The 25,690-nt window shown below is 59.6% G+C and carries 21 protein-coding genes; 8 read left to right on the top strand and 13 right to left on the bottom strand.

Annotation, left to right across the window (positions count from 1 at the left end):
• Positions 1-119: 119 nt before the first annotated feature.
• The 6 genes from JKG68_RS02940 to JKG68_RS02915 all read right to left on the bottom strand — a co-directional run bounded on the left by JKG68_RS02940 (position 120) and on the right by JKG68_RS02915 (position 7,970).
• Complete coding sequence (locus JKG68_RS02940; RefSeq protein ID WP_202055724.1) at positions 120-1,109, bottom strand: YcjF family protein; 990 nt, start codon at positions 1,107-1,109, stop codon at positions 120-122.
• Entirely contained in the window at positions 1,106-2,554 is a 1,449-nt protein-coding gene (locus JKG68_RS02935; protein WP_202055723.1) for a YcjX family GTP-binding protein, read from the bottom strand. The genes JKG68_RS02940 and JKG68_RS02935 overlap by 4 nt, the downstream gene beginning before the upstream one ends.
• Positions 2,555-2,723: 169 nt before the next feature.
• Positions 2,724-5,225 carry a calcium-binding protein gene (locus JKG68_RS02930; RefSeq protein WP_202055721.1) on the bottom strand — a complete coding sequence of 834 codons (2,502 nt, stop codon included), beginning with the start codon at positions 5,223-5,225 and terminating at the stop codon, positions 2,724-2,726.
• A gap of 137 nt (positions 5,226-5,362) precedes the next feature.
• Complete coding sequence (locus JKG68_RS02925; protein WP_202055718.1) at positions 5,363-6,544, bottom strand: hypothetical protein; 1,182 nt, start codon at positions 6,542-6,544, stop codon at positions 5,363-5,365.
• 53 nt (positions 6,545-6,597) lie between these two features.
• Positions 6,598-7,122: a SixA phosphatase family protein gene (locus JKG68_RS02920; RefSeq protein ID WP_202055716.1), complete on the bottom strand. Its 525-nt coding sequence runs from the start codon at positions 7,120-7,122 to the stop codon at positions 6,598-6,600.
• Positions 7,122-7,970: an AAA family ATPase gene (locus JKG68_RS02915; protein ID WP_202055714.1), complete on the bottom strand. Its 849-nt coding sequence runs from the start codon at positions 7,968-7,970 to the stop codon at positions 7,122-7,124. The genes JKG68_RS02920 and JKG68_RS02915 overlap by 1 nt, the downstream gene beginning before the upstream one ends.
• A gap of 118 nt (positions 7,971-8,088) precedes the next feature.
• Here JKG68_RS02915 and JKG68_RS02910 point away from each other — a divergent pair, with 118 nt between their 5' ends.
• The 5 genes from JKG68_RS02910 to JKG68_RS02890 all read left to right on the top strand — a co-directional run bounded on the left by JKG68_RS02910 (position 8,089) and on the right by JKG68_RS02890 (position 14,225).
• Positions 8,089-9,375: a cystathionine gamma-synthase family protein gene (locus JKG68_RS02910; protein WP_202055712.1), complete on the top strand. Its 1,287-nt coding sequence runs from the start codon at positions 8,089-8,091 to the stop codon at positions 9,373-9,375.
• A gap of 381 nt (positions 9,376-9,756) precedes the next feature.
• Positions 9,757-11,547 carry a cation:proton antiporter domain-containing protein gene (locus JKG68_RS02905; protein WP_202055710.1) on the top strand — a complete coding sequence of 597 codons (1,791 nt, stop codon included), beginning with the start codon at positions 9,757-9,759 and terminating at the stop codon, positions 11,545-11,547.
• Positions 11,548-11,609: 62 nt separating this feature from the next.
• A complete protein-coding gene (locus tag JKG68_RS02900; RefSeq protein WP_202055702.1) occupies positions 11,610-12,785 on the top strand; it encodes a vWA domain-containing protein in 1,176 nt (391 codons plus the stop codon).
• A gap of 55 nt (positions 12,786-12,840) precedes the next feature.
• Complete coding sequence (locus JKG68_RS02895; RefSeq protein WP_202055696.1) at positions 12,841-13,071, top strand: hypothetical protein; 231 nt, start codon at positions 12,841-12,843, stop codon at positions 13,069-13,071.
• A gap of 284 nt (positions 13,072-13,355) precedes the next feature.
• Positions 13,356-14,225, top strand: coding sequence for a hypothetical protein (locus JKG68_RS02890; protein ID WP_202055694.1), 870 nt, complete (start codon positions 13,356-13,358; stop codon positions 14,223-14,225).
• 497 nt (positions 14,226-14,722) lie between these two features.
• Here the strand turns inward: JKG68_RS02890 and JKG68_RS02885 are convergent, their stop codons facing one another.
• Positions 14,723-15,085: a hypothetical protein gene (locus tag JKG68_RS02885; protein ID WP_202055693.1), complete on the bottom strand. Its 363-nt coding sequence runs from the start codon at positions 15,083-15,085 to the stop codon at positions 14,723-14,725.
• A 5-nt stretch (positions 15,086-15,090) separates the two neighbouring features.
• Entirely contained in the window at positions 15,091-16,725 is a 1,635-nt protein-coding gene (locus JKG68_RS02880) for a VapE domain-containing protein (protein WP_202055692.1), read from the bottom strand.
• A gap of 1,251 nt (positions 16,726-17,976) precedes the next feature.
• Between JKG68_RS02880 and JKG68_RS02875 the strand changes: the two genes are divergently transcribed.
• Entirely contained in the window at positions 17,977-18,723 is a 747-nt protein-coding gene (locus JKG68_RS02875) for a Crp/Fnr family transcriptional regulator (protein ID WP_246515039.1), read from the top strand.
• Between the two features lie 192 nt (positions 18,724-18,915).
• Here JKG68_RS02875 and JKG68_RS02870 read toward each other — a convergent pair whose 3' ends face one another.
• The 3 genes from JKG68_RS02870 to JKG68_RS02860 form a co-directional block, all read right to left on the bottom strand.
• Positions 18,916-19,113 carry a hypothetical protein gene (locus tag JKG68_RS02870; protein WP_202055691.1) on the bottom strand — a complete coding sequence of 66 codons (198 nt, stop codon included), beginning with the start codon at positions 19,111-19,113 and terminating at the stop codon, positions 18,916-18,918.
• A 339-nt stretch (positions 19,114-19,452) separates the two neighbouring features.
• Entirely contained in the window at positions 19,453-20,166 is a 714-nt protein-coding gene (locus tag JKG68_RS02865) for a hypothetical protein (protein ID WP_202055690.1), read from the bottom strand.
• A gap of 95 nt (positions 20,167-20,261) precedes the next feature.
• The gene (locus tag JKG68_RS02860; protein WP_202055689.1) at positions 20,262-20,456 is read right to left on the bottom strand and encodes a DUF6494 family protein; all 195 of its coding nucleotides are present in this window, start codon (positions 20,454-20,456) and stop codon (positions 20,262-20,264) included.
• Positions 20,457-20,898: 442 nt separating this feature from the next.
• On the opposite strand from JKG68_RS02860, the gene JKG68_RS02855 reads away from it, so the two are divergent.
• The gene (locus JKG68_RS02855; RefSeq protein ID WP_202055688.1) at positions 20,899-21,540 is read left to right on the top strand and encodes a recombinase family protein; all 642 of its coding nucleotides are present in this window, start codon (positions 20,899-20,901) and stop codon (positions 21,538-21,540) included.
• A 48-nt stretch (positions 21,541-21,588) separates the two neighbouring features.
• Here JKG68_RS02855 and JKG68_RS02850 read toward each other — a convergent pair whose 3' ends face one another.
• On the bottom strand, positions 21,589-22,455 hold the full coding sequence (locus JKG68_RS02850; RefSeq protein ID WP_202055687.1) for a GIY-YIG nuclease family protein: 867 nt from the start codon (positions 22,453-22,455) through the stop codon (positions 21,589-21,591).
• 1,545 nt (positions 22,456-24,000) lie between these two features.
• Here JKG68_RS02850 and JKG68_RS02845 point away from each other — a divergent pair.
• Positions 24,001-24,450, top strand: coding sequence for a hypothetical protein (locus JKG68_RS02845; RefSeq protein ID WP_202055685.1), 450 nt, complete (start codon positions 24,001-24,003; stop codon positions 24,448-24,450).
• A gap of 509 nt (positions 24,451-24,959) precedes the next feature.
• Here JKG68_RS02845 and JKG68_RS02840 read toward each other — a convergent pair.
• On the bottom strand, positions 24,960-25,690 hold a 731-nt coding region (locus JKG68_RS02840; protein WP_376773106.1), incomplete at its 5' end, for a M10 family metallopeptidase C-terminal domain-containing protein.

The following is a 25,690-nucleotide window of genomic DNA, read 5'->3' as shown; positions in this document are numbered from 1 at the left end:
GAACCGTGGCGCCCCTATATAGGCAAGCAGGGTCCGCGACAACGAGATTAAGCGTCATCGATTTGTCTAAGACTTCGGAGGTAGGCGGAAAAGCCCAGCTAGAACGATTTGCCGCACCCTTATTGAGCGGCAACGGCCTCTGCGCGGCTGATCAATTCTCCCGCCACGTCGCCGATCTTGGGCGTCTCCTCACGGATGAAGGGAAGCGGCCGGCAGACGGACAGGGCGGCCAGGCCGAAGCGGGCGGTCATGAGCCCGTTCAGAACCCCTTCTCCGAGCTTGGCCGAGATCCGCGCGGCAAGCCCCAGGCCCAGCACCTGCTGCATGAGGCTGTCGCCCACAGCCATGCCGCCGGTGATGGCCAGGTGGTTGAAGGCGGCCTTGGCCAGCCGCAGGAAGCCGAACAGGCCGGGCCTGCCGCCATAGATGCGGGACAGGGTCCGCAACAGGCGCACCGCCGCGAAGATCACGAAGGCCACGTCGACGATGGCCCGTGGGCTGACGGCCGTGACGAGGGACACCTGCTTGGCTGCACCTGCGATCGCGCGCTTGGCCTGGGCGTCGAGAGGCGCCAGCAGCTCGCGCTCGGCGATGGCGAGGCGGTCATCCGCATCGATGATCTCGTCCGTCAGGCCGCGAAGGCGGGCGCTGCCCTGAGCCGCCGCCGCCCTGCCTCCGTAAAGGCTCAGAAGATCGGAAACGATGCTCTTGGCCGCCTTGTGGTCCTTGACCGCGAGCGCATCGATCGCGGCCTCGCGCAGGCTTTCGATCTTCTGCTCCCGCCAGATGCCCGACACCTCGCGCCCGATGATGGCCAGGAAGGCGAGCACCGCCAGCACGGCAAGCGCCAGCGCCACCCAGCCGAGCCAGGGGGCGATCCGGTACAGATCGACGATCAGGCTCTCGACGGCCAGCCCCAGCCCGAGAAGGACAAGACCCGACAGGGCCGAGAGGAGAATGCCGAGCCAGGGAGCGCGGCGCTTCTCCCCCATGGGCACCACGACGCCATCGGCGGCCTCGATGGCATCGAAGGGCTCCTCCGTCACCTGCACGGCGCCGGCGGCAACATTCGGATCGTCGAGACGATAGGCACGAGGTTGACGGCTCATGTGAAACGATCCCCCAACAGGAATTCAAGGGCGCGGTCGAGGCGGATATGGGGCATCTTGGCCATGCGGCCTGCCGCATCCATCGGCAGCCTGGGCGGCCTGAAGCGCGGGAAGCGGAACGAGCCCGGCGGCACGGCGCCCTGGAAGACCGCCTCCGCGCTCTCCGGCAGCTCGCCCGGAAAGATGGCCGCCTCCGCTTCGCCGTCGAAGATGTCGTCGCCGACCCGCTCGCCTGCCTCCGGCACTCCCGCCACTGCGCGAAGTGTCTCGCGGCCCTCGCGGATGGTGGTCTCCCGGGTGGCGCGCACAGAAGCGAGCGCCACCGTGCCGACCCGAGCCCCCGCGGCCTCGGTCCGGCGCGAGGCGCGGTTCACGAGAAACCGCAGGATGGCGTCGAGCCGGTCGTGATCCGTATGGTGGATGTGGTCGGCCTTGGTGGCGGCGAACAGGACCCGGTCGGCCCGGGGCGAGAACAGGCGGGACAGCAAGGTGTTGCGCCCCGTCCGGAACGACATGAGCACCTGATCCAACGCATCCTCCAGCTCGGCCAGCGCCACCGGCCCGGCATCGATGGCGGCCAGCACGTCCACCAGCACGATCTGCCGGTCGATGCGCTGGAAGTGATCGCGGAAGAAGGGCCTCACCACATGGGTCTTGTAGGCCTCGAAGCGCCGCTCCATGAGGGCCGCGAAGCTTCCCGGCTCGATTGCATGCCCCTGAGGGAGATCGAGCGGCGCGAAGGTAAGCGCGGGCGATCCCGCCAGGTCCCCCGGCATGAGGAAGCGCCCGGGCGGGGTCGTCGCCACCGCCTCCGATCCGGCGCGCAGGGCGGTGAGATAATCCTTGAAGGCCTCGCTCGCTTTCGACGCGAGCAGTTCGTCGGCGGACCCTGACGGATCGAGAGTTTTCAGGGCCTCGTGCCAGCGGCCCGCAACCGGTGCCCGATCGCGCTTGCGGCTTGCCTCCACGGTCTGCCGGGACCATTCCGCATAGCCTGCATCGAGAAGTGCAAGGTCGAGCAGCCATTCGCCCGGGTAATCCACGATGTCGAGGGCAAGCGATGCGGGACCCGTGCGCCAGCCCCCCTTGCGCTCGTAATCGATGTCCACCCGCAGTTCGCTGATGCGGTTGGTGGATTGCGGCCAGCGCCGGCTCTCCGTGAGGGCCGCCATATGTTCTTCATAGGGAAAGCGTGGAACCGCATCGTCCGGCTGATGCGCCAGATGCGCCCGCCGGATCCGCCCCTCGGCGGAAGCCCGGAAGGCCGGAAGGCTCGTACCTCGCGTCAGATGATGCACCAGCGCGGTCGTGAAGACCGTTTTGCCGGAGCGGGCGAGCCCCGTGACGCCGAGGCGAAGGGAGGGCTGAACGAGCTGGCCGGAGGCCTCCCAGAGCGATTGCGCAGCGGACCCGGCGCGGGAGGCAAGATCAGACAGAAGTGGCACCGGGAACCCGAACGTTGTTGGCGTTCGGGTTCAGATGGGGGTGCCGAGGCCAATTGCCAAGCAGGAGCGCGCTTCCGGGTCTGACAGTGCGGGCATTCATGCCGGACGTGCAGTAAAAACGAAGCGCCCGCCGCTCATCGGCGGCGGGCGCTCTCGTCGGTTCAACGACTTAGATGACGAAGAAGTCGTGGTAGAAGATCTTCAGGTTCTTATCGAGGGTGGCGATCTTCACCTGCGCCTTGGAGCCGGTGCCGTCCTGGTCGTAGTACAAGGCGCCCGTCTTCTTGTCGTAGACGATCCGGTCCTCCCGGTCCTGCGCCTTCTTGCCCTCGACGAACATGTCCGAGTTGAACTTCTTCGGCTTGGAAATCGAGCCCGCCCCCAGCTTGGTGAAGATCCGGTTCTCCAGATGGAACCCGTCCTCGCGGGAGCTGAAGTCCTCGACCCGGTCCACGTTGGTGCTCTTGTTCAGCTTGGTGTCGAACACGAAGATGTCCTTGCCGCCTTCGCCGTAGAGCGTGTCGTTGCCCAGGCCGCCATACACCTTGTCGTTGCCCGATCCCGCCGTGATCCGGTCGTTGCCGGCAAGGCCCCACAGGCTGTTGCTCAAGGCGTTGCCGGTCACCGTGTTGGCAAAGTCGGACGCCGTGAGGCTCACCGCCCCGACACCGGCCACCAGGGTCTCCACCTCGGCCCCGGCGCTGAGCGCATAGGCGGCGGTGTTGACCATCACCGTGTCGCTGCCCTGGCCGGCCTGCCCGACCACCACATCGCCGGCATGATCGACATAGATGAGGTCGTTGCCCACGCCGCCCGTCATGGCGTCCGCGTCGCCGCCGCCCACGATCGTGTCGTTGCCGGCCAGTCCGTCGAGAGCGTTGGCGCTCGCATTGCCGGTCAGAACGTTGTCGAGCTCGTTGCCGGTCAGGTTGACCGCGGCCGATCCGGTGGCCGTCAGGTGCTCAAAATGCGTTCCCAGGATCCACGAAGTGCCCGTCAGGATAGTGTCGCTTCCCTCGCCGGCAAGCTCAGTGATCTGATCGCCGCCATCCACAACATAAGTATCGTGCCCTGCCCCGCCCAGAAGGTAATCCGCGCCGGCGCCGCCATCGAGAGTATTGGCGGCCGCATTGCCCTTAATGACATTACCAAGTGCATTGCCCGTGAGGGTCATGGCCACCTGCCCCGTCGCAGTGAGATGCTCCAGGTATTCTCCAAGGGTGTAGCTCGCAGAGCTTTGGACTGTGTCGATCCCGCCATCAGGCGTTTCGATAATCCTATCCAGCGCATCGATGACATATGTGTCATTACCTGCAGAGCCTGACATGGTGTCTGCTCCCGCACCACCATTAAGGGTATCGGCCCCGATCCCGCCCGTGAGGATATCGTTGCCGCCCGCACCTCTCAGATGATCGTGGCCGCTGCCTCCGTTCAGGCTGTCAGCGAAGGTTGAACCGACGTAGTGATCGTCACCGGACGTGCCGGCGAGGTCCACTCCCCTGCTGCGTGGATCGACGATCTGAGCGCGAATGTCGGATTTGGGATTATCCGGATCATCACTTGACCACATGGTCCATGTGACGAGAAGCCGGCCATCGGCGAGCGCAGTCATGGTCGGCTCAGACGCACGGCTATCTGCGGTCACCCTGATCTCGCCACGGGTCGTGCCGTTGGCATCAAAACAGGCGATGCGGATATCTTCGCCTCCTCCGTTGAGGGGATCAGGCACATGACGGTATGTGACGGCAAACCCGCCGTCCGCCAGCGCTGTCAGCTGAGGATTGCCCTGATTCCCGACGGTCATGAGATTGACCTGAAACTCCGGCCCAGACGCCCAGCCCTCCGGATTGATGACGCGCGCCCTGATGGAATATCCAGAGTGGTCCCCCGTCGTCGCATCCCCATGCTCCCAGACAACGGCAATACGGCCATCGGCCAGCCGGGCGGCACTGGGTGACGACTGCGAACCTGCGAGAGTAGCTGGTACCCGAAATTCAGGCACAATCTCTTCGCCGGTTGCCGAGAGTACGCGACAACGGATGTCCCCATCCCGATCACCTGCGTATTCTTCTCCCTCGAAGAAAACCGCATACTGACCATTGTCCAGCGCCACCACATCGGATTTGAAGGCAGCCTTGCCCCCCGCTCCGTTGACCTTGATTCTCGAGCCTACGGCGACTCCGCTCGGATCGAAGACATGGGCGTAGACATGCAACGGATTGAAGAAAGATTCTGTATACGCATAGGCGACAACAAAACCCTCGCCTAGGGCAGAAACGGAGAGCAGCGGATTTGCTGGAACGCCGGTGTTGCCGACATATATGTCGTTGCCGCCCTGTCCCTGCGGGCTGAAGATACGAGCCCAAACGCCAACTTCATCGGCACCGCCGCCGCTGCTCCAGGCCACCACATAACGGCCGCCGCTCAGGAGCGCCGCCTGCGGCGCTCCTTGATCTCCAGTAGGGGAACTGGTGACGAGGAATGCTTCTCCCTTATGCGTTCCATCCGCCGCAAGGAACTGACCGACGATATCGCCACCTGCCTCACGGTCGGTCCAGACTGCAAGGAAGCTCCCATCGGCGAAAGCGATCACCGACGTTTCTTCTTGCACGCCTTCCGTGCTCTTGAGATCGACGGTAAATTCGGAGCCCCAAAGGACAGGCGCGGCCATAGCTGATCCTGCAATCGCACAAAGGAATGTGTCTGTTTCAGGGGACATCTTGCCCCCATGCAACTCTCTGAACGGAGAGGTGCGGCAGGATCGCACAGGGAGCTACCTTGAGGACAATAGGCTGCCCTGAAAATTTTCTAAGGCTCGCCACCCTTCGCCAACGCAATCCGCTCCGCCATCCGGCGAACCGCTCCCTCAACGAGGTCGAGGTTTGCGCGCAGCGCCCCCAGCTCGAAAGCCGACATTGCCAGCATCACGCGCACCAGGTTGGGCTGGGGGGTGCCGTCCTCGGCAAACAGTTTCAGGTCATCGGCCGGTCCCAAACCCAGGCCCTCGACCATCCGGCCGGCATAGTTGCGGTGGCGCTGCTCTTCCGACGGGCAGGCAGCCGCCACCTGCACCTTGGGCGCAGGTTTCGGGGCTGCCGAGGCGGTCGCTGCCGGCTCGCGGACCGGTTTGCGGCGGGCCGCGACAAGCGGCTCCGGCGGCTTGGCGGGTTTCGGCTTCTCGCCCATGCCGGCGGCGATGCTCGGCACCCGGAACTGGGGCGTCTTCGGCGCCAGCGAGATCACCATGGAAACCCGACCGGGCTTGCCGCCCGGGCTGGCCTTCGCCGTATACCGCACGGCCGCTCCGGATTTGCCCCCTCCCCGCTTGCGCGAGGCGAGATACTGGGCCCGGACCGTGCCGCCGATGCCCCGCACCGCCAGCATCGCCACGCCGCCGATTCCCGTCGCCACATTGCATTCGGCCGGCGCCCAGCGGCGCACGATGTCCAAGGCGGATTTGCGTTTGTACTCCATGTAATAGCGCCGCAGCAGGTTGGCGGCGGCATCGGCCCCGTGATCGGCGGAGACGAAGCCCACATGGCCTTCGGTGTCGGTGGCGAGCTCCCCGTTCCATCGTGCGCTCTTGATGCACCAATAGTTATTGAGCTTCACGCAGCGGGTGACGAAGGGGCGCTCGGCCTTGAACAGGGCCGCCATGGCCACGACCGGCTTGGGCTCCAGGGCATCCATGGCCTCGGTGCGCCAGTTGGTGACCTCGCGGGTATCCGGCTGGTATAGCGCCGCATGAGCCGGCATGCTCCCGTTCGGCTGCGCATTGCCGTTGGCTGCCTCGTCCGAGTTGCCGGGAAGGAGCGCGCGGACCGCGAGAGCGAGCGCGTAAACGGTCTGAGGCACCATGCTGAGGATCAGCCCCTGCTGCAGGAGGGTAAGGATTGGAAGGAAGGTTTCAGGCAGAACGATGGTGAAGCCGATATGTTCATTCCTGACCGCCTGACCGCCTGACCGGGGCCGCTTCCGCCTCAGGCGCAATCCCCTCGCGACCCGAGATGGCGGCGTCTCATCGGGATGGAGCGCTCAAGCGCCTAGTCGTCCTCGCCGCTGCCCAGCGACTTCGGCGTCACGAAGCGCTCCAGGCGCCCGGTCTTTTGCCCGACCTTGCCCCAGCTCTCCAACGGGAAATCAATGACCGAGAGACCTGCGGTCGGGTATTTCTGGCCGAGCAGCAGAAGACCGTCCATGTCGCCCTCGCTGATGAGAAACCGGGCAAGCTCCTCGAAGCCGGGATTGTGGCCGATCATCAGGAGGGTGCGGATCTCGGGCTCCACATCCCGGACGACCTCCAGAAGCCGTCCGACAGGCGCCTCGTAGATCCGCCCGTCCTGGCGCATTTCGACCTCGCTCAGGAAGGGCTGAACGCGCTCCCAGGTTTCCTGCGTCCGGCGGGCGGCGGACACGATGGCGAGATCGGGCTCGAGCCCCTCGTCCTTCAGGTACCGTCCCATCAGGGCCGCCGCCTCCTGGCCGCGTCCTGCGAGAGGTCGGTCGAGATCCAAGGTGCCTGAGGGCCATGCGGCCTTGGCGTGGCGCAGAAGCAGGAGGCGAAGCATCAGCGTCCTTCCCGTCGGGCAATGAAGGCCAGCTTTTCGAAGAGGCTCACATCCTGCTCGTTCTTCAACAGCGCCCCATGGAGCGGCGGGATGAGCTTGCGGGTATCGCGCTCGCGCAGCTGCTCGGGGCCGATATCCTCCGACAGGAGCAGCTTGAGCCAGTCGAGCAGCTCGGAGGTTGAGGGCTTCTTGCGCAGGCCCGGGACCTGGCGCACGTCGAAGAAGATCTTCAGCGCTTCCTCGACCAACCGGTGCTTGATGCCCGGGTAATGCACCTCGACGATCCGGCCCATGGTCTCGGGATCCGGGAACTTGATGTAGTGGAAGAAGCAGCGGCGCAGAAAGGCGTCCGGCAGCTCCTTCTCGTTGTTGGAGGTGATGATGACGATGGGGCGTTGCGCCGCCCGCACCGTCTCCCCGGTCTCGTAGACGAAGAACTCCATGCGGTCGAGTTCGAGCAGGAGATCGTTGGGGAACTCGATATCCGCCTTGTCGATCTCGTCGATCAGCAGCACCGGCCGGGTCTCGGCTTGAAAAGCCTCCCACAGCTTGCCGCGCCTGATGTAGTTGCTGATGTCCGACACGCGGGGGTCGCCGAGCTGGCTGTCGCGCAGGCGGGAGACCGCGTCGTATTCGTAGAGTCCCTGCTGGGCCTTGGTGGTGGACTTGATGTGCCAGGTCAGCAGCGGCGCGTTCAGGCTCCTGGCGATCTCCTCTGCCAGAACCGACTTGCCGGTGCCGGGCTCGCCCTTCACCAGAAGCGGGCGCTCCAGGGTGATCGCCGCATTGACGGCGACCGTGAGATCCTCGGTGGCCACATACGATTCGGTTCCGGCAAAACGCGCCATTCCACAATTCCTTGTTTCATCCAGACCCTAAGACCTGCAGTCACCTTTCGGCAATCGCCTTCATAGGTTAAGCCCAGGACATAAAGCGACGACAAACAAACCGGGAGGACAATCACCTATGGCTTACAACCGCTATCACAAGGACCGCATCGGCAATCATAAGCTGAAGCCCGAAACCCTGATGCTGGGCTACGGCTATGATCCAACCCTGTCAGAGGGTGCCGTGAAGCCTCCGGTCTTCCTGACCTCCACCTTCGTGTTCAACAGCGCCGAGCACGGCAAGGAGTTCTTCGACTACGTAGCAGGCCGCCGGGAGCCGCCTCAAGGAGAGACGGCCGGCCTCGTCTATTCCCGCTTCAACCACCCCAATTCCGAGATCGTCGAGGACAGGCTCGCCATCTTCGAGGAAGCGGAGGCAGGCCTCCTCTTCTCCTCCGGCATGTCGGCCATCGCCACGACGATCCTGGCCTTCGCCAAGCCCGGCGACGTGATTCTCCACTCGCAGCCCCTTTACGGCGGCACGGAGACCCTGATCGCCAAGACGCTCGCCAATATGAGCATCGGGGCGGTGGGCTTCGGCGACGGCGTGGACGAGGCCGGCATCCGTGCGGCCGCAAAGGAGGCGCAGGCGAAGGGGCGCGTCTCGGTGATCAAGATCGAAACGCCGTCCAACCCGCTGAACACTCTCGTGGATATCGCCCTGATCCGGCAGGTCGCGGACGAGATCGGCGAGGCGCAGGGGCATCGCCCGGTCATCGTCTGCGACAACACCCTGCTCGGCCCGGTATTCTCGAAGCCGATCCAGCACGGGGCCGACATCTCTGTCTACTCGCTCACGAAATATGTCGGCGGCCACTCGGACCTGATCGCCGGCGCGGCGCTGGGCTCGAAGGAGCACATAAAGGCCGTGCGCCTGCTGCGCTCCGCCATCGGCACGCAGCTCGATCCTCATTCCTGCTGGATGCTGGGCCGCTCGCTTGAGACCCTGTCCCTGCGCATGAACGCGGCCAACCGTAACGGCGAGATCGTCGCCGCATTCCTGCACGAGCACCCCAGCATCGTGAAGGTCCATCACCTCGCCTACCTGCCCGAGGGCTCCCCGGCGCACCGGGTCTACAAGGCGCAGTGCGAGGCCCCCGGCTCCACCTTCTCATTCGACGTGAAGGGCGGCGAGGCGGAAGCCTTCCGGGTGCTCAATGCCCTGCAGGTCTTCAAGCTCGCGGTGAGCCTGGGGGGCACCGAGTCGTTGATCTCGCACCCGGCCTCCACCACGCATTCGGGCGTGCCGAAGGCTACCCGCGACCGCCTTGGGGTCTCGGACGCCACCATCCGCGTCTCCATCGGCATCGAACACCCGGACGATCTGGTGGCGGACCTCGCCCAGGCGCTGGCGACGCTGGACTAGTTTGTGAGCACCGCCGTTTGGGACGGCCGAGCCAATCTGGGGAACGTTCTCAAGACAAAACACTGTCATCCCGGGGCTGCGAAGCAGAGCCCGGGATCCATAACCGCTAACGTTGCAGAACAAGACGCGACGCTGTTCGCCCTCTCCTGAGACGCCGTGGTGATGGATCCCCGCCTGCGCGGGGATGACAGCGTTGAGGTTCAGGCGCTCTACTGGGCCGGCGATTCCGGGCTCTGCTCAGCAGCCTCAGGGTGACATTCTCGACACAGCCACGCCGGCAGCCATGCGCTCATGTCGCGCCTTCCATGGGCCTTGAGCGGAATTAACCCCTTGCGCACCCTCTCCCGCTAGAACGACAATATCCATGACCGGAAGGAAGCGATGGCCGCCGCGGTAGACCTGTACGCCTATCAGGAACCCATTCTTTTTCTGGCAACCGCAGGCATTGTCGTCCCCCTGTTCCACCGGCTGAGAATCAGCCCGGTGCTGGGGTTTCTGGCAGCAGGCGCGTTGCTGGGACCCTATGGTCTTGGGCGGCTCATCCCGGACTACCCTTGGGTCGACTGGCTGACCTTCACCAACCCGGAGGGAACCTCACGGCTTGCCGAGTTCGGGGTGGTCTTCCTGCTGTTCACCATCGGCATCGAGCTGTCCTGGCAGCGCCTTCGCATCCTGCGCCGGCTGGTCTTCGGCTTCGGCACGCTTCAAGTCGTGCTCTGCACGCTCGCCTTGAGCCTGTTCGCCCTCAAAATCGTGAATACCATCACGGCCGCGGTGATCATCGGCATTGCGCTCGCCCTCTCCTCGACGGCCATCGTCCTGCCCGTGCTGGCCGAGAAAAGGCGGCTCAACACCTCCGCCGGGCGCGCCAGCTTCTCCGCCCTGCTCTTCCAGGATCTTGCGGTGGCGCCGATCCTGTTCACCATCGCGGCCCTGGACACCCGGCAGCCGGACGCGACCATGCTGTCCTTCGCGATGGCCCTCCTGCAGGCGGCTTTGGCGCTCGCCGTGATCGTGGGGATCGGGCGTCTGGTGCTGCGGCCGTTTTTTCAGTTGGTGACGGCCACCAAGAGCCCCGAGCTCTTCATGGCGGCCTGCCTGCTCGTGATCATGGTGACGAGCCTGGTGGCCGCCGTAAGCGGCCTCTCCATGGCGCTTGGTGCCTTCATCGCGGGCATCCTCCTGTCGGAGACCGAGTACCGCCGCGCCGTCGACACGACCATCCAGCCGTTCAAGGGCCTTCTGCTCGGCGTCTTCTTCGTCTCCGTCGGCATGAGCCTGGATGTGTTCCGGCTCCTTGAGGCGCCCCTGACCATCCTGGCCGTGGCCACCTTCGTAATCGCCATCAAGAGCGTGATCATCTACTGGCTGAGCCGCCCCTTCGGCCTTAATGCCGCGGAAGCCGCCGAGACGAGCCTGCTTCTGGGGCCCGGCGGGGAATTCGCGCTCGTCATCCTGGGCAGCGCCATCGTGTCGGGTCTTGTTCCCAGGGAAACCGGCCAGAACCTTCTGCTCGTGACCACGCTGACGATGATCGCCATCCCGTTCTTTGCCCGCCTTGGGCGGCGCCTGAGCCGTCAGCTCGAGAAGAAGCGCCCCATCGATCCAGCGGCAGCGGTTCCTCCGCCGCCGGAGGAGGCCGGGCGCGTCATCGTGGCCGGCTACGGGCGCGTCGGTCAGCTCGTCGGCGACATGCTCCAGCGGCACAAGGTGCCGTATCTTGCCATCGACATGGACCCGGTCCGCGTCGCCGACCAGCGCAAAACGGACAAGCCTGTCTATTTCGGCGATGGATCCTATCCGGAGTTCCTGCGCGCCTGCGGCATCGAGCAGGCCCGCGCCCTCGTCATCACCCTGGATACCCCGAGCTCCATCGAGGCCGTGGTTGCGGCCGCCCGTCAGGAGCGGCCGGACATCACCATCGTGTCCCGCGCCCGGGACGACAAGCATGCCGCCCAGCTCTATGATCTTGGCGTGGACGATGCGGTACCGGAGACCATCGAGGCATCCTTGCAATTGAGCGAAGCGGTGCTGGCCGATATCGGCGTGCCCATGGGCCTTGTCATTGCGTCCATCCACGAGCGGCGCGACGAGTTCCGGGAGGTTCTCAAGAAAAACAACCGCAAGCCCGAACGGGCCGAGTTCCGGGCGCGGCGGACGGTCGGGAAGTGAAAGCCAGACCGGACTTCCCGGTTGGCGCTTGACCTTCTCGGCCATTGCCTGACACTGGCGCGATGTTTCTCACCTTCTTCACCGAGCTGCGCGCGGCCAAGGTGCCGGTTTCCTTCAGGGAGTACCTGTCCCTGCTGGAGGCGCTCGATCAGGACCTGGCCGACAAGAGCGTCGAGGAGTTCTATTATCTCTCCCGCACCTGCCTGGTGAAGGACGAGCGCCATTTCGACCGGTTCGATCAGGTTTTTGCCCATGCCTTCAAAGGCATCGAGAGCATGGGGCAGGCTTTAGGCGAGACGGAGATCCCGGAGGAGTGGCTGCGCAAGCTCGCCGAGCGGTACCTCACCGACGAGGAGAAGAGCCAGCTTGAGGCCATGGGATGGGACAAGCTCTGGGAAACCTTGAAGGAGCGCCTCGAGGAACAGAAGGGCCGCCACCAGGGCGGCAACAAGTGGATCGGCACCGCCGGCACCTCGCCCTATGGGGCCTACGGCTACAACCCGGAAGGCATCCGCATCGGCCAGGACAGGAACCGCAATTTCCGGGCCGTGAAGGTATGGGACAAGCGCGAGTTCAGGGATTTCGACGACAATGTCGAACTCGGCGTGCGCAACATGCGTGTCGCCCTCCGCCGCCTGCGCCGCTTCGCCCGCACGGGTTCGGCCGAGGAGTTGGACCTCGACGAGACGATTCACGAGACCGCCCACAAGGGCTATCTCGACGTGCGCCTGCGCCCCGAGCGCCGCAACGCGGTCAAGGTGCTGCTCTTTCTCGATGTGGGCGGCTCCATGGACTGGCACATCCAGGTGGCGGAAGAGCTCTTTTCGGCGGCCCGGCTCGAGTTCAAGCATTTCGAGCACTTCTACTTCCACAACTGCGTCTACGAGAACCTGTGGAAGCAAAACCGCCGCCGTTTCGACGAGACGATTCCCACCCTCGACGTGATCCGCACCTATCCGTCCGACTACCGGGTGGTCTTCGTGGGCGATGCCTCCATGAGCCCCTATGAGGTCACGCATCCCGGCGGATCGGTGGAGCATTGGAACGAGGAGCCGGGGCAGGCCTGGCTTCGGCGCATCCTGGACCATTTCCCGAAGGCGGTGTGGCTCAACCCCGTCCCCCAACCCCATTGGGGATATACCCAATCCATCACCCTGATCCGCCAGCTCTTCGGCGAGCGCATGTATCCGCTCAATCTCGAAGGCATAGACCATGCGATGCGCGAACTGGTACGGTGAGCATCATCCGGCAAGAACAAAGCAGCCTTGATCAAGGCTGAGGCCCATCGAGACCATGACCCAGACCTACGCCCACAGCCCCAAGCCCTTCAGCGGGCCGATCTCCTTTATCCTCAACGGCGACAAGCTCACCGTCGATTCCGGCCGCAAGGTCCATGAGGTTCAGCTCGGCGCGGTGGACACCGTGCGCATGACCTTTGAGCCGGGCCGCCTGGCCCAGAGGGCGTTCCGGACCAAGGTGATCTTGAGCGACGGCAAGTCCTTCACCTTCAGCTCCGAGAATTGAACAAATTCAAACTTCGACTGGTGAGAACGTCGATAGCCAAGCTCTGAAACCGCTTCTCTGGCTGTGAAACGCTGGAAGGAATGGTCGTGAGGTAAGGCAAAAGAAAAGCCCCGGTTTGCAGACCGGGGCCAATCTAATTCGGCTCGTGGAACAAACCGCTTCTCGCAGGGCCAGAATTCCATGACCGTATCTGCTCGTCAAGGGGTCATCGGCCCTCGACGGCGAAGCTTTGCCTACGGCCATCGGGAGCGATGGTTGTGGAGAGTCGGTCTTTTAAGACGTGGATGGAGACAGTCCGTGATCTGCCGCATGAGAACGTAGCTATCGATCACTTCTCCAAGGATTTCATCAATCGGCATATGACCAGCCTCTCGGGTCTCTCAGATAAGGAGGCTGAAGCGGTTATGGCGGTGGCCAATGGCCGAAGACCTCTCCGACTTGATCAAAAGGTCGCGGTGTCCATCAAGCACCAAGCCCTCGGGAAGCTCGCCGGGAAGGTCCTCGCGCAGAATGGGGTCCAGTTCAACCTTCCAGGTCTCGTACCGCATCGTCCACGTAACCTCCCCTCCTCGGAGCAACGCCAGAAGCGGCGGGAACGGCGCTATGGATTGGCACATGGTAAAAGAGGCGTCCTGGTCCCGCCCACGTTCTCAGCCGCCCTGACCCCAGGCGAGACGGCTGTCCTGACAACTGTTGGGGTCGAGATCAACGATCACGGCTACTGCGACCTCTACGTCGCTAAGATCGGCGACTTGGCCGGTTGCGGCGTCAAGGTCGTCCGCAGCGCCCTGAAGAAAGGCAAGGAGCTTGGCTTGCTCGGCGTCCTCTACCGCCGGGAGGGACGCCTGAACAAGACCAACTTGATCACGGCCACACCAAAATGGAGCCAGTGGTTGGAGCGTCGAAAGGAGTGGAAGAATACCCGGCACTTTTCGAGCGCCCATCTCCAATCAAATGAAAAAAAAGAAAAGAAGGAAGAGAAAAAGGAAAAAGAAGAGGGCTCTTCGCGGAAGGAAGAGGCAGGTTCCGCGCCAATTCCTCAACCCGTCGCGCCTAATGTCAAGCCTGAGATTGTAACGGACCTACGCTCGGCCACGCAAAAAGCGGAGGACGACGCTCGGTTCGAGCGCTGGAAGAGCAAATTCCGACGATGATCAGCAAGGACGACTACCCGCTGTTCACGATGGTCCTGATCATCGTGCTCCTGGCCCCATGATCATCGTGGTTCAGGCATGATTGGAGGCACACATCCCCATTCACCCCTTCGAGGCGACGGTCCACAGGGGCGGTTGGTTCGTTGACCCGGTAGTCGTGGGTACAGATACGGCTACGGCCAAGCTGGGGTGAAGCCTTAGCAAAGACGGCGGCTAAGGCAGGTTCACTGCACGGTGCCCGACACCAGCTTCGCCGTGCGGAAGGCTTTCCGAGAGGTCCTGGGGGCGTCAGCTTTGCCGGATGTGGGTGGCTACTCTATGTCCCGCCCCCATGTCCGACCGTAGCGTATCCTTTGAACGGGCATTCGAAATCGGCGAAGGTCGCGTCCTATTGGTTAAGGTAGTCTATTGTGGGATCAGGGCGTCGTCACATATGCCGGTATTCCAGGTCGGAAACGAGAATCAGCCCATTGAGGGCCGATTCCAATCTGTTTTGGTCAGCGCCACCGAAGCTTGAAGAAAACCGCATCAACGTCGTTCTCGAAGGAGACCAACTTCAAGCCATGGTGGAAGTCCCAACCACCGTGAAGGTTCTCCCTCGCCCATTCGCGCACTTCTTCCTTTGACGCGTCCATCTCGATCCAAGTCGACCAGTTTTCGGTCGAGACGATGATGGGCCACCGCTCAACGAGTTCTTCGGCTTCTTCGATCCGGAAATCGCGAGCGAGTTCCAGCATGGTGATGATGCTCTCTTCAGTGCAGCCTTCCGGGAAGCCGTTGGTACGGAACATGTGCAGCAACCTTCCAAGGCTACTCTGATGGTCTGCGTGGATCAGGTCCACAATGTCATCAAGGGTCATAGTCATCAGCGCACGTATCCGACCTTCTGGGCCTTCGCCATGGGAACGATGTTCAGCGATCCCGTGTGGACGTAGGTGACACCTTTGGAACTGCGGGTGCCCTTCTCGAACGGGACGGAAGCCGGATCGTTGTCCAACAGACGCTTCATCTCGTGGCCCCATTCGTTGACCGACATACGGCCATACGATCCAGGGAACATCACTCCTTCCCATTCGCTATATAGCTCGAACAGGTCTTTGGCTGCGATCTTTCCAGCCTTGGACAGGCCATAGAACGTCTTGCCATATTCCTTAGCCGGTCCTGCGCTCGGCTCGAACTGAGCCAGCCATTCTTCGACACGGCCCTTCTCGCGTTCCTCTTCCTGCCGATCCTTCAACAGGTCCATGAAGGGCAGCATCGGGTCTTCCGTGTTCGGATCGACCGATAGCCACAGCTTCAGGTAATCGATCTGGTTCATGGTGTTCCAACAAGGGTTGGCTGAGAACTGAAGGCCAACGAAGCGGCGGATACCGGTCGGGTCCTTGATAAGCTGTGCCAGGGTTTTGTTCGAGCATCCGATGAAGGTGGCATTCTGGCTGACTGTAACCTTAGAGTTCGAACGCATCGGACGCCGGGTCAGGGTTGTGGCCGTGATCGCGTTTTTGATGGTGTCTACGTTCGCCTTCGAGGCATAGCCCATTTCGTCAAGGAATAGGATGAAGCTGTTCCAGATGTCGATATTGCGGTCATCCTCGATCATCTTAAAATCGACCTCCAGGGTCAGTTCCTTCAACGGTGCGATGAACATGTTGACAAAGGTGGACTTGCCTTTGCCCTGCGGACCCAGGATCACCGGCATCAGATGGTTTGTTACCGGCAGCATCACGTTGGCAGAGTTCCTGATTTTCCGCTTTACCTGCCAGATGAACTTCTTCAGGACGGCGATGATGAAATCAGGGCCGTCGTGGCTGGTATCGAAAACCTTCTCGGCCAGATCGGTCCACATCTGATCGACCCCGACCACACCAACCCCACGGGTCCTACCCATACCGACCTGTCCGAACAGGTAGAAGAGACGAGCCTTCTTGCTGTTCTCGTACCACTGCGTCAGGGCGTCAGAGATCGCATCACGGCTGAAATTAAGGCGAAGATTGTCGTTCAGGATACGAAGCTGACGTTCGAAGTCCATGAAGTTGAGGGTCTTCGGATGGTGGAACTCACGCTGGAGCCGAACCAGTTCGTCCTTCATGGATTCGGCATCGTAGTAGAGCTTCTCGCCGGTCGCCTCTATGATCTCGAACGCCACGACATCTCGGGTCAGCCTTCCGTCATACTGGCATTCGACCTTGTCCCGCTTCACCACGATCTCAACAAGATGAGTGGGGTTCATCGGGATCGCACCAAGCACGTCCTTGACCTTCACCCGACGAAGCATCTCGTTGAACTGTGCCTTGCTGACAATCTCGTTCTTGATTCCGAAGTCACGGATTAGGGTGTTGTCGTAGTTCGGACTGATGGTGATCTCGATGAAGCCAGGGTCGATGATTTCGCCTTTGACGATCCGTGCGGTCAAGTCGTTGATGATTTCACGCTGGTAATCGTTGTGTTCTTCCCACTTGCTCCTCGGAGCATCCGGAACAATGATAGTATCGGTAATCATAAATAAAAGAACTTTATATAATAGATAGTTAGTTCACCGGACCGCAATACGATCCAGTACAGCTTTAGCGATGTCGGATGAAGATTTTGTGTTAACTTAACCTTCATTCGACATCTGCACCTATTTAGCGGAGGCGATTCTTCTCGCGCATTATTTTTCGTGCAAAAATCCCCCTACTCTGACGCAGCCCTGATATGCGACCGATGCATGATTGCCTGAATATGAAGGGTCCGTCCGCTTCGCGTCCGAACCGCCTCACCCACTCCCACTGCGGCTGAAGCCTTCGTTCTCGTGGGATGTGGCCGGATTGGGCCGGATATGGGTGATGCTGGAGGATCGGGCCTACACGGGGGAAGATCATCACTCCCGATCTACATCGGAGAAATCCCTTATTACATGGGGACTTATAGGTCCTTTATGTAGATATGTAGTAGATGTAGACAAATATCTCTTAAGAAATAGAAGTCGGCACGTAATAGCCGTAGGCTATTTAGATATAGATTCATGTATATCACAAACTACATCTCTACATCGACGAGCCAGCGGCCATGAGAGTGCAACGGCGTAAGCCGTTGAACGGGAATGGCCTTGGCAGGGCGACTTGAAGTCGGCCTCATAAGTCTTTGGATTAGCCTTCAGGATTGGCTTGGTCGCCTTCGGCTCCCTCGATGTCGTAATCTCATCTCGGTGATCTCATCTCGTCGATGTACCTGTGATCTCGTGATGAACTCGATAGCGCACCCGCTCGGGCCTCACGTCGCAACGCGCTCGTCCTCCCTGACCGGACGATCCGGACCTACGCAGACTGGTCTGGACATAAAAGCGGGTCACCTGTGACCCTCAGAAGGCTGGGTGTCACCCGCTATCCGAAGCCGCCATCGGCAATCTGACTATCGGTGTCAGCTTCGCCGCCGATGCCGAGATGGTCTTGGTCAGGACTCGTGTGAGGTAAGAAGAAGAGCCTGGAGGTGAGCATCGCCTCCAGGCTCTTCTACGCTGCCTCGATACCGCCGAGCGTCTCAAGTTGTCCTGCAAACTGGCAATTCCAGTCGTGCTGATCCCGGCTCATCCAGGTTAAGCAGGTTGATCCCAGAAAAATAACATAGGTTAGTCATGCCCAACCTCCAAAATCTCTGACACTGGCGAGATTGGTTGAGATATAAACTTTCTGCGGCAGGGTGCCTCACAAGAAAACTGTTTGCTTTTAGCTCACCTTATAAGAATAGAGAACCATAAGGGGCAGACAAACAAATGTATTCTACCGACATGCTGTATGCAGGAGCCGTCCGGGAGCATCGGGCGAATAAGCTCCTGGCTGCTCTGGAGCCGGAAGACTTTGCCTGTCTGGAGCCCCACCTGGAGATCGTAAGCTTGCAGCAGGGTCAGGTTCTCTGCGAGACGGGTCAGCCTCTTCCCTACGCCTACTTCCCACATAACATCATTATCTCGCTGATGGCTGTCATGCACGATGGTCGCTCTGCCGAGATGTCGGTTTTTGGCAGCGAAGGCGTCACAGGTCTCACAGGAGCAGCGGTCACCAATCAGGCTTTTGGGCGCTATGTCGTGCAGATTACCGGCACGGCCTCGCGGATCAAGATCGCAAAGATGCACGAGGTGGTCAGCACACGTCCCGCCATTCAGCGCCAGATGCGCCACTTCATGGAGGCTCTTATGGCGCGGGTTCTCCAGAACGTCGCCTGTAACGCCATCCATAGTGTGGAAGCCCGTTGTGCTCGCCTGATCCTGAGCACGAGCCATCGGGTTGATCAGGGGATGATCCCCCTGACCCATGAGTTCTGGGCGGATCGCCTGGGAACCCAACGCTCGACCATCAGTGCCATCATGAAGAAGTTTGACAATTCTGGTTGGATCAAACAGGGCCGGGGCGGCATCACCATCACGGACCCGGCTTCTCTCAGAGAGGTCTCATGTGAATGCTATCAAACAGTTCACGACGTATTCGTGCGCCTGTTGCCGTATACCGCGAAGAAGGACTGAGGCTGGGTAGCCGTCCTCCTCTCACCCGGAGTCCCCTGCATACGACAGGTGTGGGTCAGCGCCTGATTCGATCATTCGCCTCCAGCTTGACGGTCGGTATGAGATCGAGCCTCGCTCAACTGGACACGCGCCCAGGTCGGTTTCCCTGGGTCTGCGGCTTAGGGACCGGACCTTGAGACCTTGTTCGCTCCGCTACGTTCCGACCGGCCCAGGCCCAACGAAGAGACGCTTGAAATCGACAGGTGCGAACTCCTGGCCGTCCGCGACGATCAACACGTGCCGCGCACCCTCGTCGGCTAACCTGTGGGCTTGTTGGAGTGCCATAGCGGGCATTTCATACGTGGTGGATACCGGCCCGTTCTCGCCTTCTCCCGTGGCGACAAAGATCATAGGTTCCTCGACTCCTGCTGGCACGGGCTCAGACCATTTTTTACCTGCCCTACGAGGCTGCTGTTACTCACCCTACCCTCTTCACTCGGAGGTGCAATTCAAGATGAGTTCCAGCCCCAACGCAACAAGCCCCTGGATGTTGGGCAGCGTGCCAAGAGCGTTCCTCCGCGCGTTGTTCGGAACATATCACCAGAGGATGAACTAAGGGGCATTGGAGCGCCTTCTGCTCGCGCCACATCTCACGACGTTTCTCGACGTGTTCTTCGGGTGTCGGGTTCGGTAACAGCTTCCGGAGATTTTGGTTAGCGGCGAACATACCGTGAGCATAGCACAAGGGCATCAAAGGAAGACGCCTCGACTGAGCCTATCTATTTGGCGTCGGTAATCATCCACCAACTCTATAGATTTTCGATGCGACTCCTGCACAAGCTTGGAAAATCTGCCGCTGTCTTCTATGAAATGATCAATTTGGCCTATTGAACGCGACATATACCATGCAAGGAATCCAATCTGATCTTGGTCCTCGTGACTCCATTCTTGGCCTCTTACCGTCGTCAGCAGCGAATTAATCTTATTTATAGTGCCGCTTGAAGATGTCACTATGCGCCCGAAAAGTTGGACTTTCTCGAACTGCAACTGAGCATCAGAAGAAAACAGCAACTTGTCAGAGTATTCCTCCAGTCCCCCGACATCTCTTTCAAGCTCAAACATCAAATCGGTCACTTTTTTTACAGCAATGACTGCCAAAAGCTTTTTATCTTCTCTGAGCGCCTCTTGTACTAATACCAGATTGGCATTTACTGCCTCAGAGGTGGTCTCGATCTGCGCGTATAGTTTGGCGAGCTTTATGATAACCTCTCGGTGCGATTCAAGCCGGGGTAGGTTCACTTCTCGATGCGATGCTCCATAAGCGATGGCGGCTGCGATAGCGGCAATGACAAAAGTAAACAGGTTTCCGGCTGCATTAACCCAATTCCGGATACAGACGGCGGCTGAACGGTCTTCTGTGCCGCACCACGCCTCGGAGTAAGTCGCGCTCGCGATAAATGCCACAACTACCATCCCGAATACGAACAGTGCGACAGGCCATTGTTCTCGAAACCGCAACGTCGCCCCCGGTAGTTTCTTCCCCCGAGATAGAGGATGAGTTATCGGAGTTCGATGGTTGTTTCGACGACATGCTTTAGCGCGGGCTCATCGTCTGAAGTCAGGGTCATGCGAAGCCGCAGGCTCGTCCCTTTCACGGCTCCCTCACGCACAACCCGCTCAATCTCTCGCTGAGATGTTACTCCGACTTCCTTCAGGAACTTGCGGACGGCCATGTTGAAGTGGTCTTCATCCATAATGATATCCCCGTCGAGGCCACAAATATCACGGTATCATATGATTTTGGAGTGACGCTACTGGCGGTGACTGAAAGCGTGGCAGACTTGAGGTACGGGCACCAGCAGGACCCAGCCGTTAATCGTTCACGCCCCACTGTTACTACATACCGCTGAAGCCCTTCGGAGCTTTAGGGCTTCGGAGTTTCTGTTGGTGCTCGATCACGCCGCTATTGTGGTGCTTTCCATCCGATTGAGGTTGTTCTCGCGGAACGTTCCCCAAGAAACAGATACTGTTCCATGGGAAGTCCTACGTCGCACAGCCCCTTACATCAGGATCATTGGTTCAACTTGGGCATGCCCTTCGTACACCGGCTGAGAACTGGTTCAGAAAGATAAGCTTGACCATTATAAATGAACCGCTACGCTGTGAACCATCCTAACTGAACTATTTGGGGGTTCGATGTTCGTTCGTGCTTATCTCCGCGCGTCTGACAAAAGCCAGGACGCGACCCGCGCCCGTGAGCAGATCGAAACCTTTGCAAAGGAGCATGGGCTACGCATCGCAGCCACCTACGTTGAAAACGAGAGCGGCACGAAGCTTGATCGTCCCGAGCTTTTCCGGCTTCTGGCTGATGCTTCCGAGGGGGATATCCTTTTATGCGAGCAAGTAGATCGCCTCAGTCGCCTTACTGCTCCCGACTGGGAGCGGCTAAAGTCCGAGCTTGCTGCTCGTCGCGTCCGTGTCGTCGCGCTTGACCTACCGACCTCCTGGATGATGGCGACCGCAAAGGTGGATGACTTCACCCTCAGAATGTTCGAGGCCGTCAACGGCATGATGCTGGACGTGCTCGCGGCTGTGGCTCGCAAAGACTACGAAGATCGTCGTCGCCGACAGGCTCAAGGGCAAATGAAAGCCAAGGCGGAAGGCCGCTACACCGGTCGTAAGGAGAATCTCGCTCGCAACAGCGGTATCGCATCCATGCTCAGGGCCGGTTCCTCGTGGTCGCAAATCCAGGCCGCGACTGGTTGCAGCCGCGCGACTGTTGCGAAGATCGCTAAGCGCCTTGGGACGAGCATCGGCGTTTCAGGCGTTCAAAACTGAGGACTTCTTGAGAATCTGCGGGTGGGCGCGGGTAATAGCCGCCAACCTTCACGCGGACGGTGCGAGAAGTGCTTGGGTGTCCAGAACCCCTAAATCAACGCACTTTCGAATTCCGACCAAGCCCACCACAATTCGAGCTTGGTCCGCCGTGAGTTGGAAGCATTCATCCGCAGGATTAGCATTTGGAATGAGGGCTCCGAGGCCGCTCGTTACTACGTCACAAGCTACGCCGTTCTCTACAAGGCCCGATACACCTTCGACAACGACTCGACGGGGGATATTGCAACCCCCATCTAATGCGATGCCATTCGCGGCGGCGGATGCGACGAGTGCCACCGCCTGTCGTAGGGATGGGGCCATGGATTTGTTTGGATACCGCTGGGTAGGACGCGCCACGAACTGTTCCGTTGGCTTAAGCACCACGGACTTCATGTCTGCGATGCTAAGGATATACCCATTCAATGTCGCCCGTTCCGGATTGTTGTCCGGAATACCGCCAAGAGTTGTTGAATGCTTCTCCTTCGAGACAGGTGCAGCACCTGTGGTTGCCCCGCCTCCAGGAGCAAGATTTGTAAGTGGTCCACCTTCGTGAAGCCGTTTGAAGTGGCCGATAAGCTTAGCTTCACGAGCGTAGACTATCTCCTCATCATCACCCACATAGTCAATCTCGTAAGTGACTACTTTTCCTGACCGCCAGATCGACCGGATGACATTCAGCTTGTAAGCGTTCGAGCGCCAGTCGTTGGGGTGCCGAGCCTCATTCTCATGAGCAAAGACCCGATCTCCAACACCCTTCCCAACGTAGAACGGTCGCCCGTCAGGTCGCCTTAGGATGTAGACGTAGAATCCTCCCACACTTCGAAGGAACTCCTTGCACAATGATTGTGGACCAATAACCAGGGCACCGGTTGGCATTCGACTCCGACTCCGGAAAGACTTTTCCAAACTATGACCGTTCGTTTGAATTGAGATCAAGGGAAACTCGTTAGCCGCCGATCTCTGGTTCATAAATACCCGCATGACGAAGTGCTGTTCTCAATCCAGATGTGCTCGAACTGACTGTGCTCCATGCGCTCGCCGCTATGCTGGCCGACTGACAAAACGTATCCAAGCCACTGCGGTCGGGAAACTGTTTGTGATCGAGATGGCGCTTCCCTCACCAACTCTGGCCGACTTCTCCACCTTCAGGATCGAAGCACGAAACCTCGTAGACCACCGTAGGCGCTGTTGCCGCTGGTGGCGGGAGTTTATGCTGCACGTCTGGTTCGGCCAGGACGGTAGTGTTCGTGGGGTGGGTAGCCTCGGTTCGCTCACATCGTCCGAGGTTCTGGAGGCATTCCATGGACGTTGGCCAACGACGTTACGAGCTACCACGCCCGAAAACATACGATCTGAGATCATGGGGATAGTCCGTCCAGGATCGCTATCGTCGGCTGATCTTTCTGGTCGCTACCAGCCCTTCAAATTTGCCATCTGGCCCCGACAATCCCAGAAGAAAGTCGTGCTTGGTACCATGCCAACCACATTCGAGATCGAACCCATGCCCATCGTATTCTGATAACGACTTTCATGAGAAACTTGACCCTTTTGTGAACCCATCACGAGCCTTGCCGCTCAACGCTGCCAGATAGATAACGTCTATAAACTGGGATCACAGAACCTATCGATGTGGGCTTGTTTCGCAGTAGGTGAGCCATGCTTCGAGAAGAGCAAAAGCAGCGGACGGGTTAGCGCAAAGTACCTCGACAATGTAAGCATCGATCACAGGGAACTTTTCACCGTCTATAATTTCATTGGGACCATGGGCTGTCTGGATCGCCTCCATGTCTGCCCACTCTGCTTTGTGGACAAAGAGCTTCGTAATGTCTCGTGGCCTACTACGCTTGGCCGGATGTTCGGGCGTGGGAAGTTCATGGTAAAACACTGAAAACCCCGTTGTGGAGTGTCGAGGTATTTATCCAACGAAATCACGGAAGGTTCTGTTGAAGTTGCCGATGGCCAAAATCGGCGCAGTCGCTCACGGTGAACCTTTCTCCACTCGCTCAAGTCGGCAAAGGACTGCGGTGGGCTTGCCGGTCAGCTTCGTTACACGCCCCTTCACGGGAAGAACCTCCCCAGGTCTAAGCTCCAGATTGTCGAGGTGCTTTGCAAAGGCGTCCCTGAACCCGAACATGTTGGTCGCTTCACATAGAACTGTGACCAGCCTGATCGTCCCGGTTGAGTCATTCTTTACGGTTCCAGTGACGTTGAGCCTGATGGTTGCTGAGTCTGAGCCACGCACAGATTTGCTAATAAAGACAACCTTAACTCTGAAGGCTACAAAATCGATTCTGCACCTTGCCGTATGATATACCGCCGTCGCGGCAATGTTCGCAGAACGTATCAAGAATTCAAACGGGGCAGAACGTGTTAGTATTATACATCATCATTCCAGTATTGTGCGCATTCGTTGGCTACAGAATGGCTACTCGAAAGCGCAGGAATGCGCCACTGTGGGCTTTTGCATGCTTTGTATTTCCTGTCGCACTGGGCTTCCTTTTTATGACCCAAGATGCAATCGCTGACTCTCGGGAGTTCAAAAAATTTGATCAGCAGTGGCCCAATTTGGTCCTATATGATCCTGACATCAAAGATGCTGTAAACCGCCTATCAGGGCTTGGTGATGAAGCTCTCGATAAATTCAAGCGCGCATACGCTGGAGTACAGCAAAAAAGCTCGATACAACTGATAGTTTCTGAAATCGAGCAGCAATGGACACAACGTAAAGAACTGGGTCTCAAGCTTTTCGAGAAATACAAAGGCGTTGAGATTCTCGTCGATCCCGCTGGATCATACCATGTCGCCGGAAGAACTACCCAAGACATTGGTAACGCCAGAGTGATAGCGACAGGTGCGGCGCGCCGAAGATAGAGGCCAGAGAAGGTCATATACAGCCGAAGCTTAACTTTTGTATTCAGTGTGAGGTTGGAAGAGGGCTTGGGCTAAACTTTGTTCACCCCTTCCAACCTCCAGAGCGCCGTCGTGGGTTTGCCGCTCACTTTAGCCACCCGACGATTAAGCGACATAACCTCACTGGGCTTCAAAGAGAGCTTCTCTAAGAGCTTGCCATGTGTATCGGTGAAATCAAACGCGTTGGTGGTTGCACAAGTCACAACTACTCGCCTGATCGTCTCGGCTGAATCATTCCTCAAGTTCCCGGTCAGTTTGAGATAAACGGACTCTCCATATCGGTTGGCGGGGATAACTTCATGAGAGATGTGAGCGACCATCTGTGATGATAGCCGCAGACCCAGCCTCAACTTGCGCCGTAGCACCTCACTGAAACTGGCCTTTGTGGTTGAGGCTCAGCGCACGTTCGGAGAAGGTCGGAGATGATTTGTAAGTAAAAAGCCCCGGATTGCTCCGGGGCTTTGTGCTTCTTAGATGACGAAGAAGTCCTTGTAGGTCATGGCGAGGTTCTTGGAGAGGGTAGCAATCTCGACCGCCTTGCCCTTACCCGAACCGTCCGCGTCGTACAGAAGAACGCCCTTCTTGTTGTCATAGATGACATAGTCGTTCTTGTCCTTGGCCTTGGAGCCCTTAACGAAGAAGTCCTTATTCAGACCCATTGGCTTCGAGACCGACCCCTTCGACCCCAACTTCTTGAAGACCGCATTCTCCAGGTAGATCGAGTCACCGGGAACCGTGAAGTCCATGATCTTATCGAGGTTCGTGGATTTGCTCGGCGCTGTATTGAAGACGAACGCGTCGTTCCCCGCTCCACCATAGAGAACGTCCCTCCCATCACTCCCATAGATCGCATCGTTGCCACCCGAGCCAAGGATGGTGTCATTACCATCCCAGCCGTACAGCTTCTCACCCTCGTCTGTACCAACGATGCTATCGTCGTCAGGTGTAGTCATGCCCTTGATCTGCGGCTTCGAAACAGGCGTAGGCTGTCCTTGAGGTCCCTGCGGACCTGTTGGACCCGTCGGGCCTTGCGGACCAGTTGGGCCGGTCGGACCCTGCGGACCTGTTGGCCCCTGAGGACCAGTCGGGCCGACCGGCCCTGTAGGACCCGTCTCACCCTGAGGGCCTTGCGGACCCGTAGGACCTTGCGGACCAGTGGCTCCGGTCTCGCCTTGCGGACCCGTAGGACCTTGCGGACCAG

This window comes from Microvirga aerilata (assembly GCF_016743775.1).
Taxonomy (GTDB): domain Bacteria; phylum Pseudomonadota; class Alphaproteobacteria; order Rhizobiales; family Beijerinckiaceae; genus Microvirga; species Microvirga aerilata.
Note: the sequence above shows the minus strand (reverse complement) of the source record. Positions and strands in the feature narration are given on the sequence as shown.

Bases quoted from the DNA above. Each gene is read 5' to 3' on its own strand.
- JKG68_RS02940 (WP_202055724.1), bottom strand. From the start codon at position 1,109: ATGAGCCGTCAACCTCGTGCCTATCGTCTCGACGATCCGAATGTTGCC.
- JKG68_RS02930 (WP_202055721.1), bottom strand. From the start codon at position 5,225: ATGGCCGCGCCTGTCCTTTGGGGCTCCGAATTTACCGTCGATCTCAAG.
- JKG68_RS02920 (WP_202055716.1), bottom strand. From the start codon at position 7,122: ATGCTTCGCCTCCTGCTTCTGCGCCACGCCAAGGCCGCATGGCCCTCA.
- JKG68_RS02915 (WP_202055714.1), bottom strand. From the start codon at position 7,970: ATGGCGCGTTTTGCCGGAACCGAATCGTATGTGGCCACCGAGGATCTC.
- JKG68_RS02910 (WP_202055712.1), top strand. From the start codon at position 8,089: ATGGCTTACAACCGCTATCACAAGGACCGCATCGGCAATCATAAGCTG.
- JKG68_RS02905 (WP_202055710.1), top strand. From the start codon at position 9,757: ATGGCCGCCGCGGTAGACCTGTACGCCTATCAGGAACCCATTCTTTTT.
- JKG68_RS02900 (WP_202055702.1), top strand. From the start codon at position 11,610: ATGTTTCTCACCTTCTTCACCGAGCTGCGCGCGGCCAAGGTGCCGGTT.
- JKG68_RS02895 (WP_202055696.1), top strand. From the start codon at position 12,841: ATGACCCAGACCTACGCCCACAGCCCCAAGCCCTTCAGCGGGCCGATC.
- JKG68_RS02890 (WP_202055694.1), top strand. From the start codon at position 13,356: ATGGAGACAGTCCGTGATCTGCCGCATGAGAACGTAGCTATCGATCAC.
- JKG68_RS02885 (WP_202055693.1), bottom strand. From the start codon at position 15,085: ATGACCCTTGATGACATTGTGGACCTGATCCACGCAGACCATCAGAGT.
- JKG68_RS02880 (WP_202055692.1), bottom strand. From the start codon at position 16,725: ATGATTACCGATACTATCATTGTTCCGGATGCTCCGAGGAGCAAGTGG.
- JKG68_RS02875 (WP_246515039.1), top strand. From the start codon at position 17,977: ATGTATTCTACCGACATGCTGTATGCAGGAGCCGTCCGGGAGCATCGG.
- JKG68_RS02870 (WP_202055691.1), bottom strand. From the start codon at position 19,113: ATGATCTTTGTCGCCACGGGAGAAGGCGAGAACGGGCCGGTATCCACC.
- JKG68_RS02860 (WP_202055689.1), bottom strand. From the start codon at position 20,456: ATGGATGAAGACCACTTCAACATGGCCGTCCGCAAGTTCCTGAAGGAA.
- JKG68_RS02855 (WP_202055688.1), top strand. From the start codon at position 20,899: ATGTTCGTTCGTGCTTATCTCCGCGCGTCTGACAAAAGCCAGGACGCG.
- JKG68_RS02850 (WP_202055687.1), bottom strand. From the start codon at position 22,455: ATGCCAACCGGTGCCCTGGTTATTGGTCCACAATCATTGTGCAAGGAG.
- JKG68_RS02845 (WP_202055685.1), top strand. From the start codon at position 24,001: ATGGCTACTCGAAAGCGCAGGAATGCGCCACTGTGGGCTTTTGCATGC.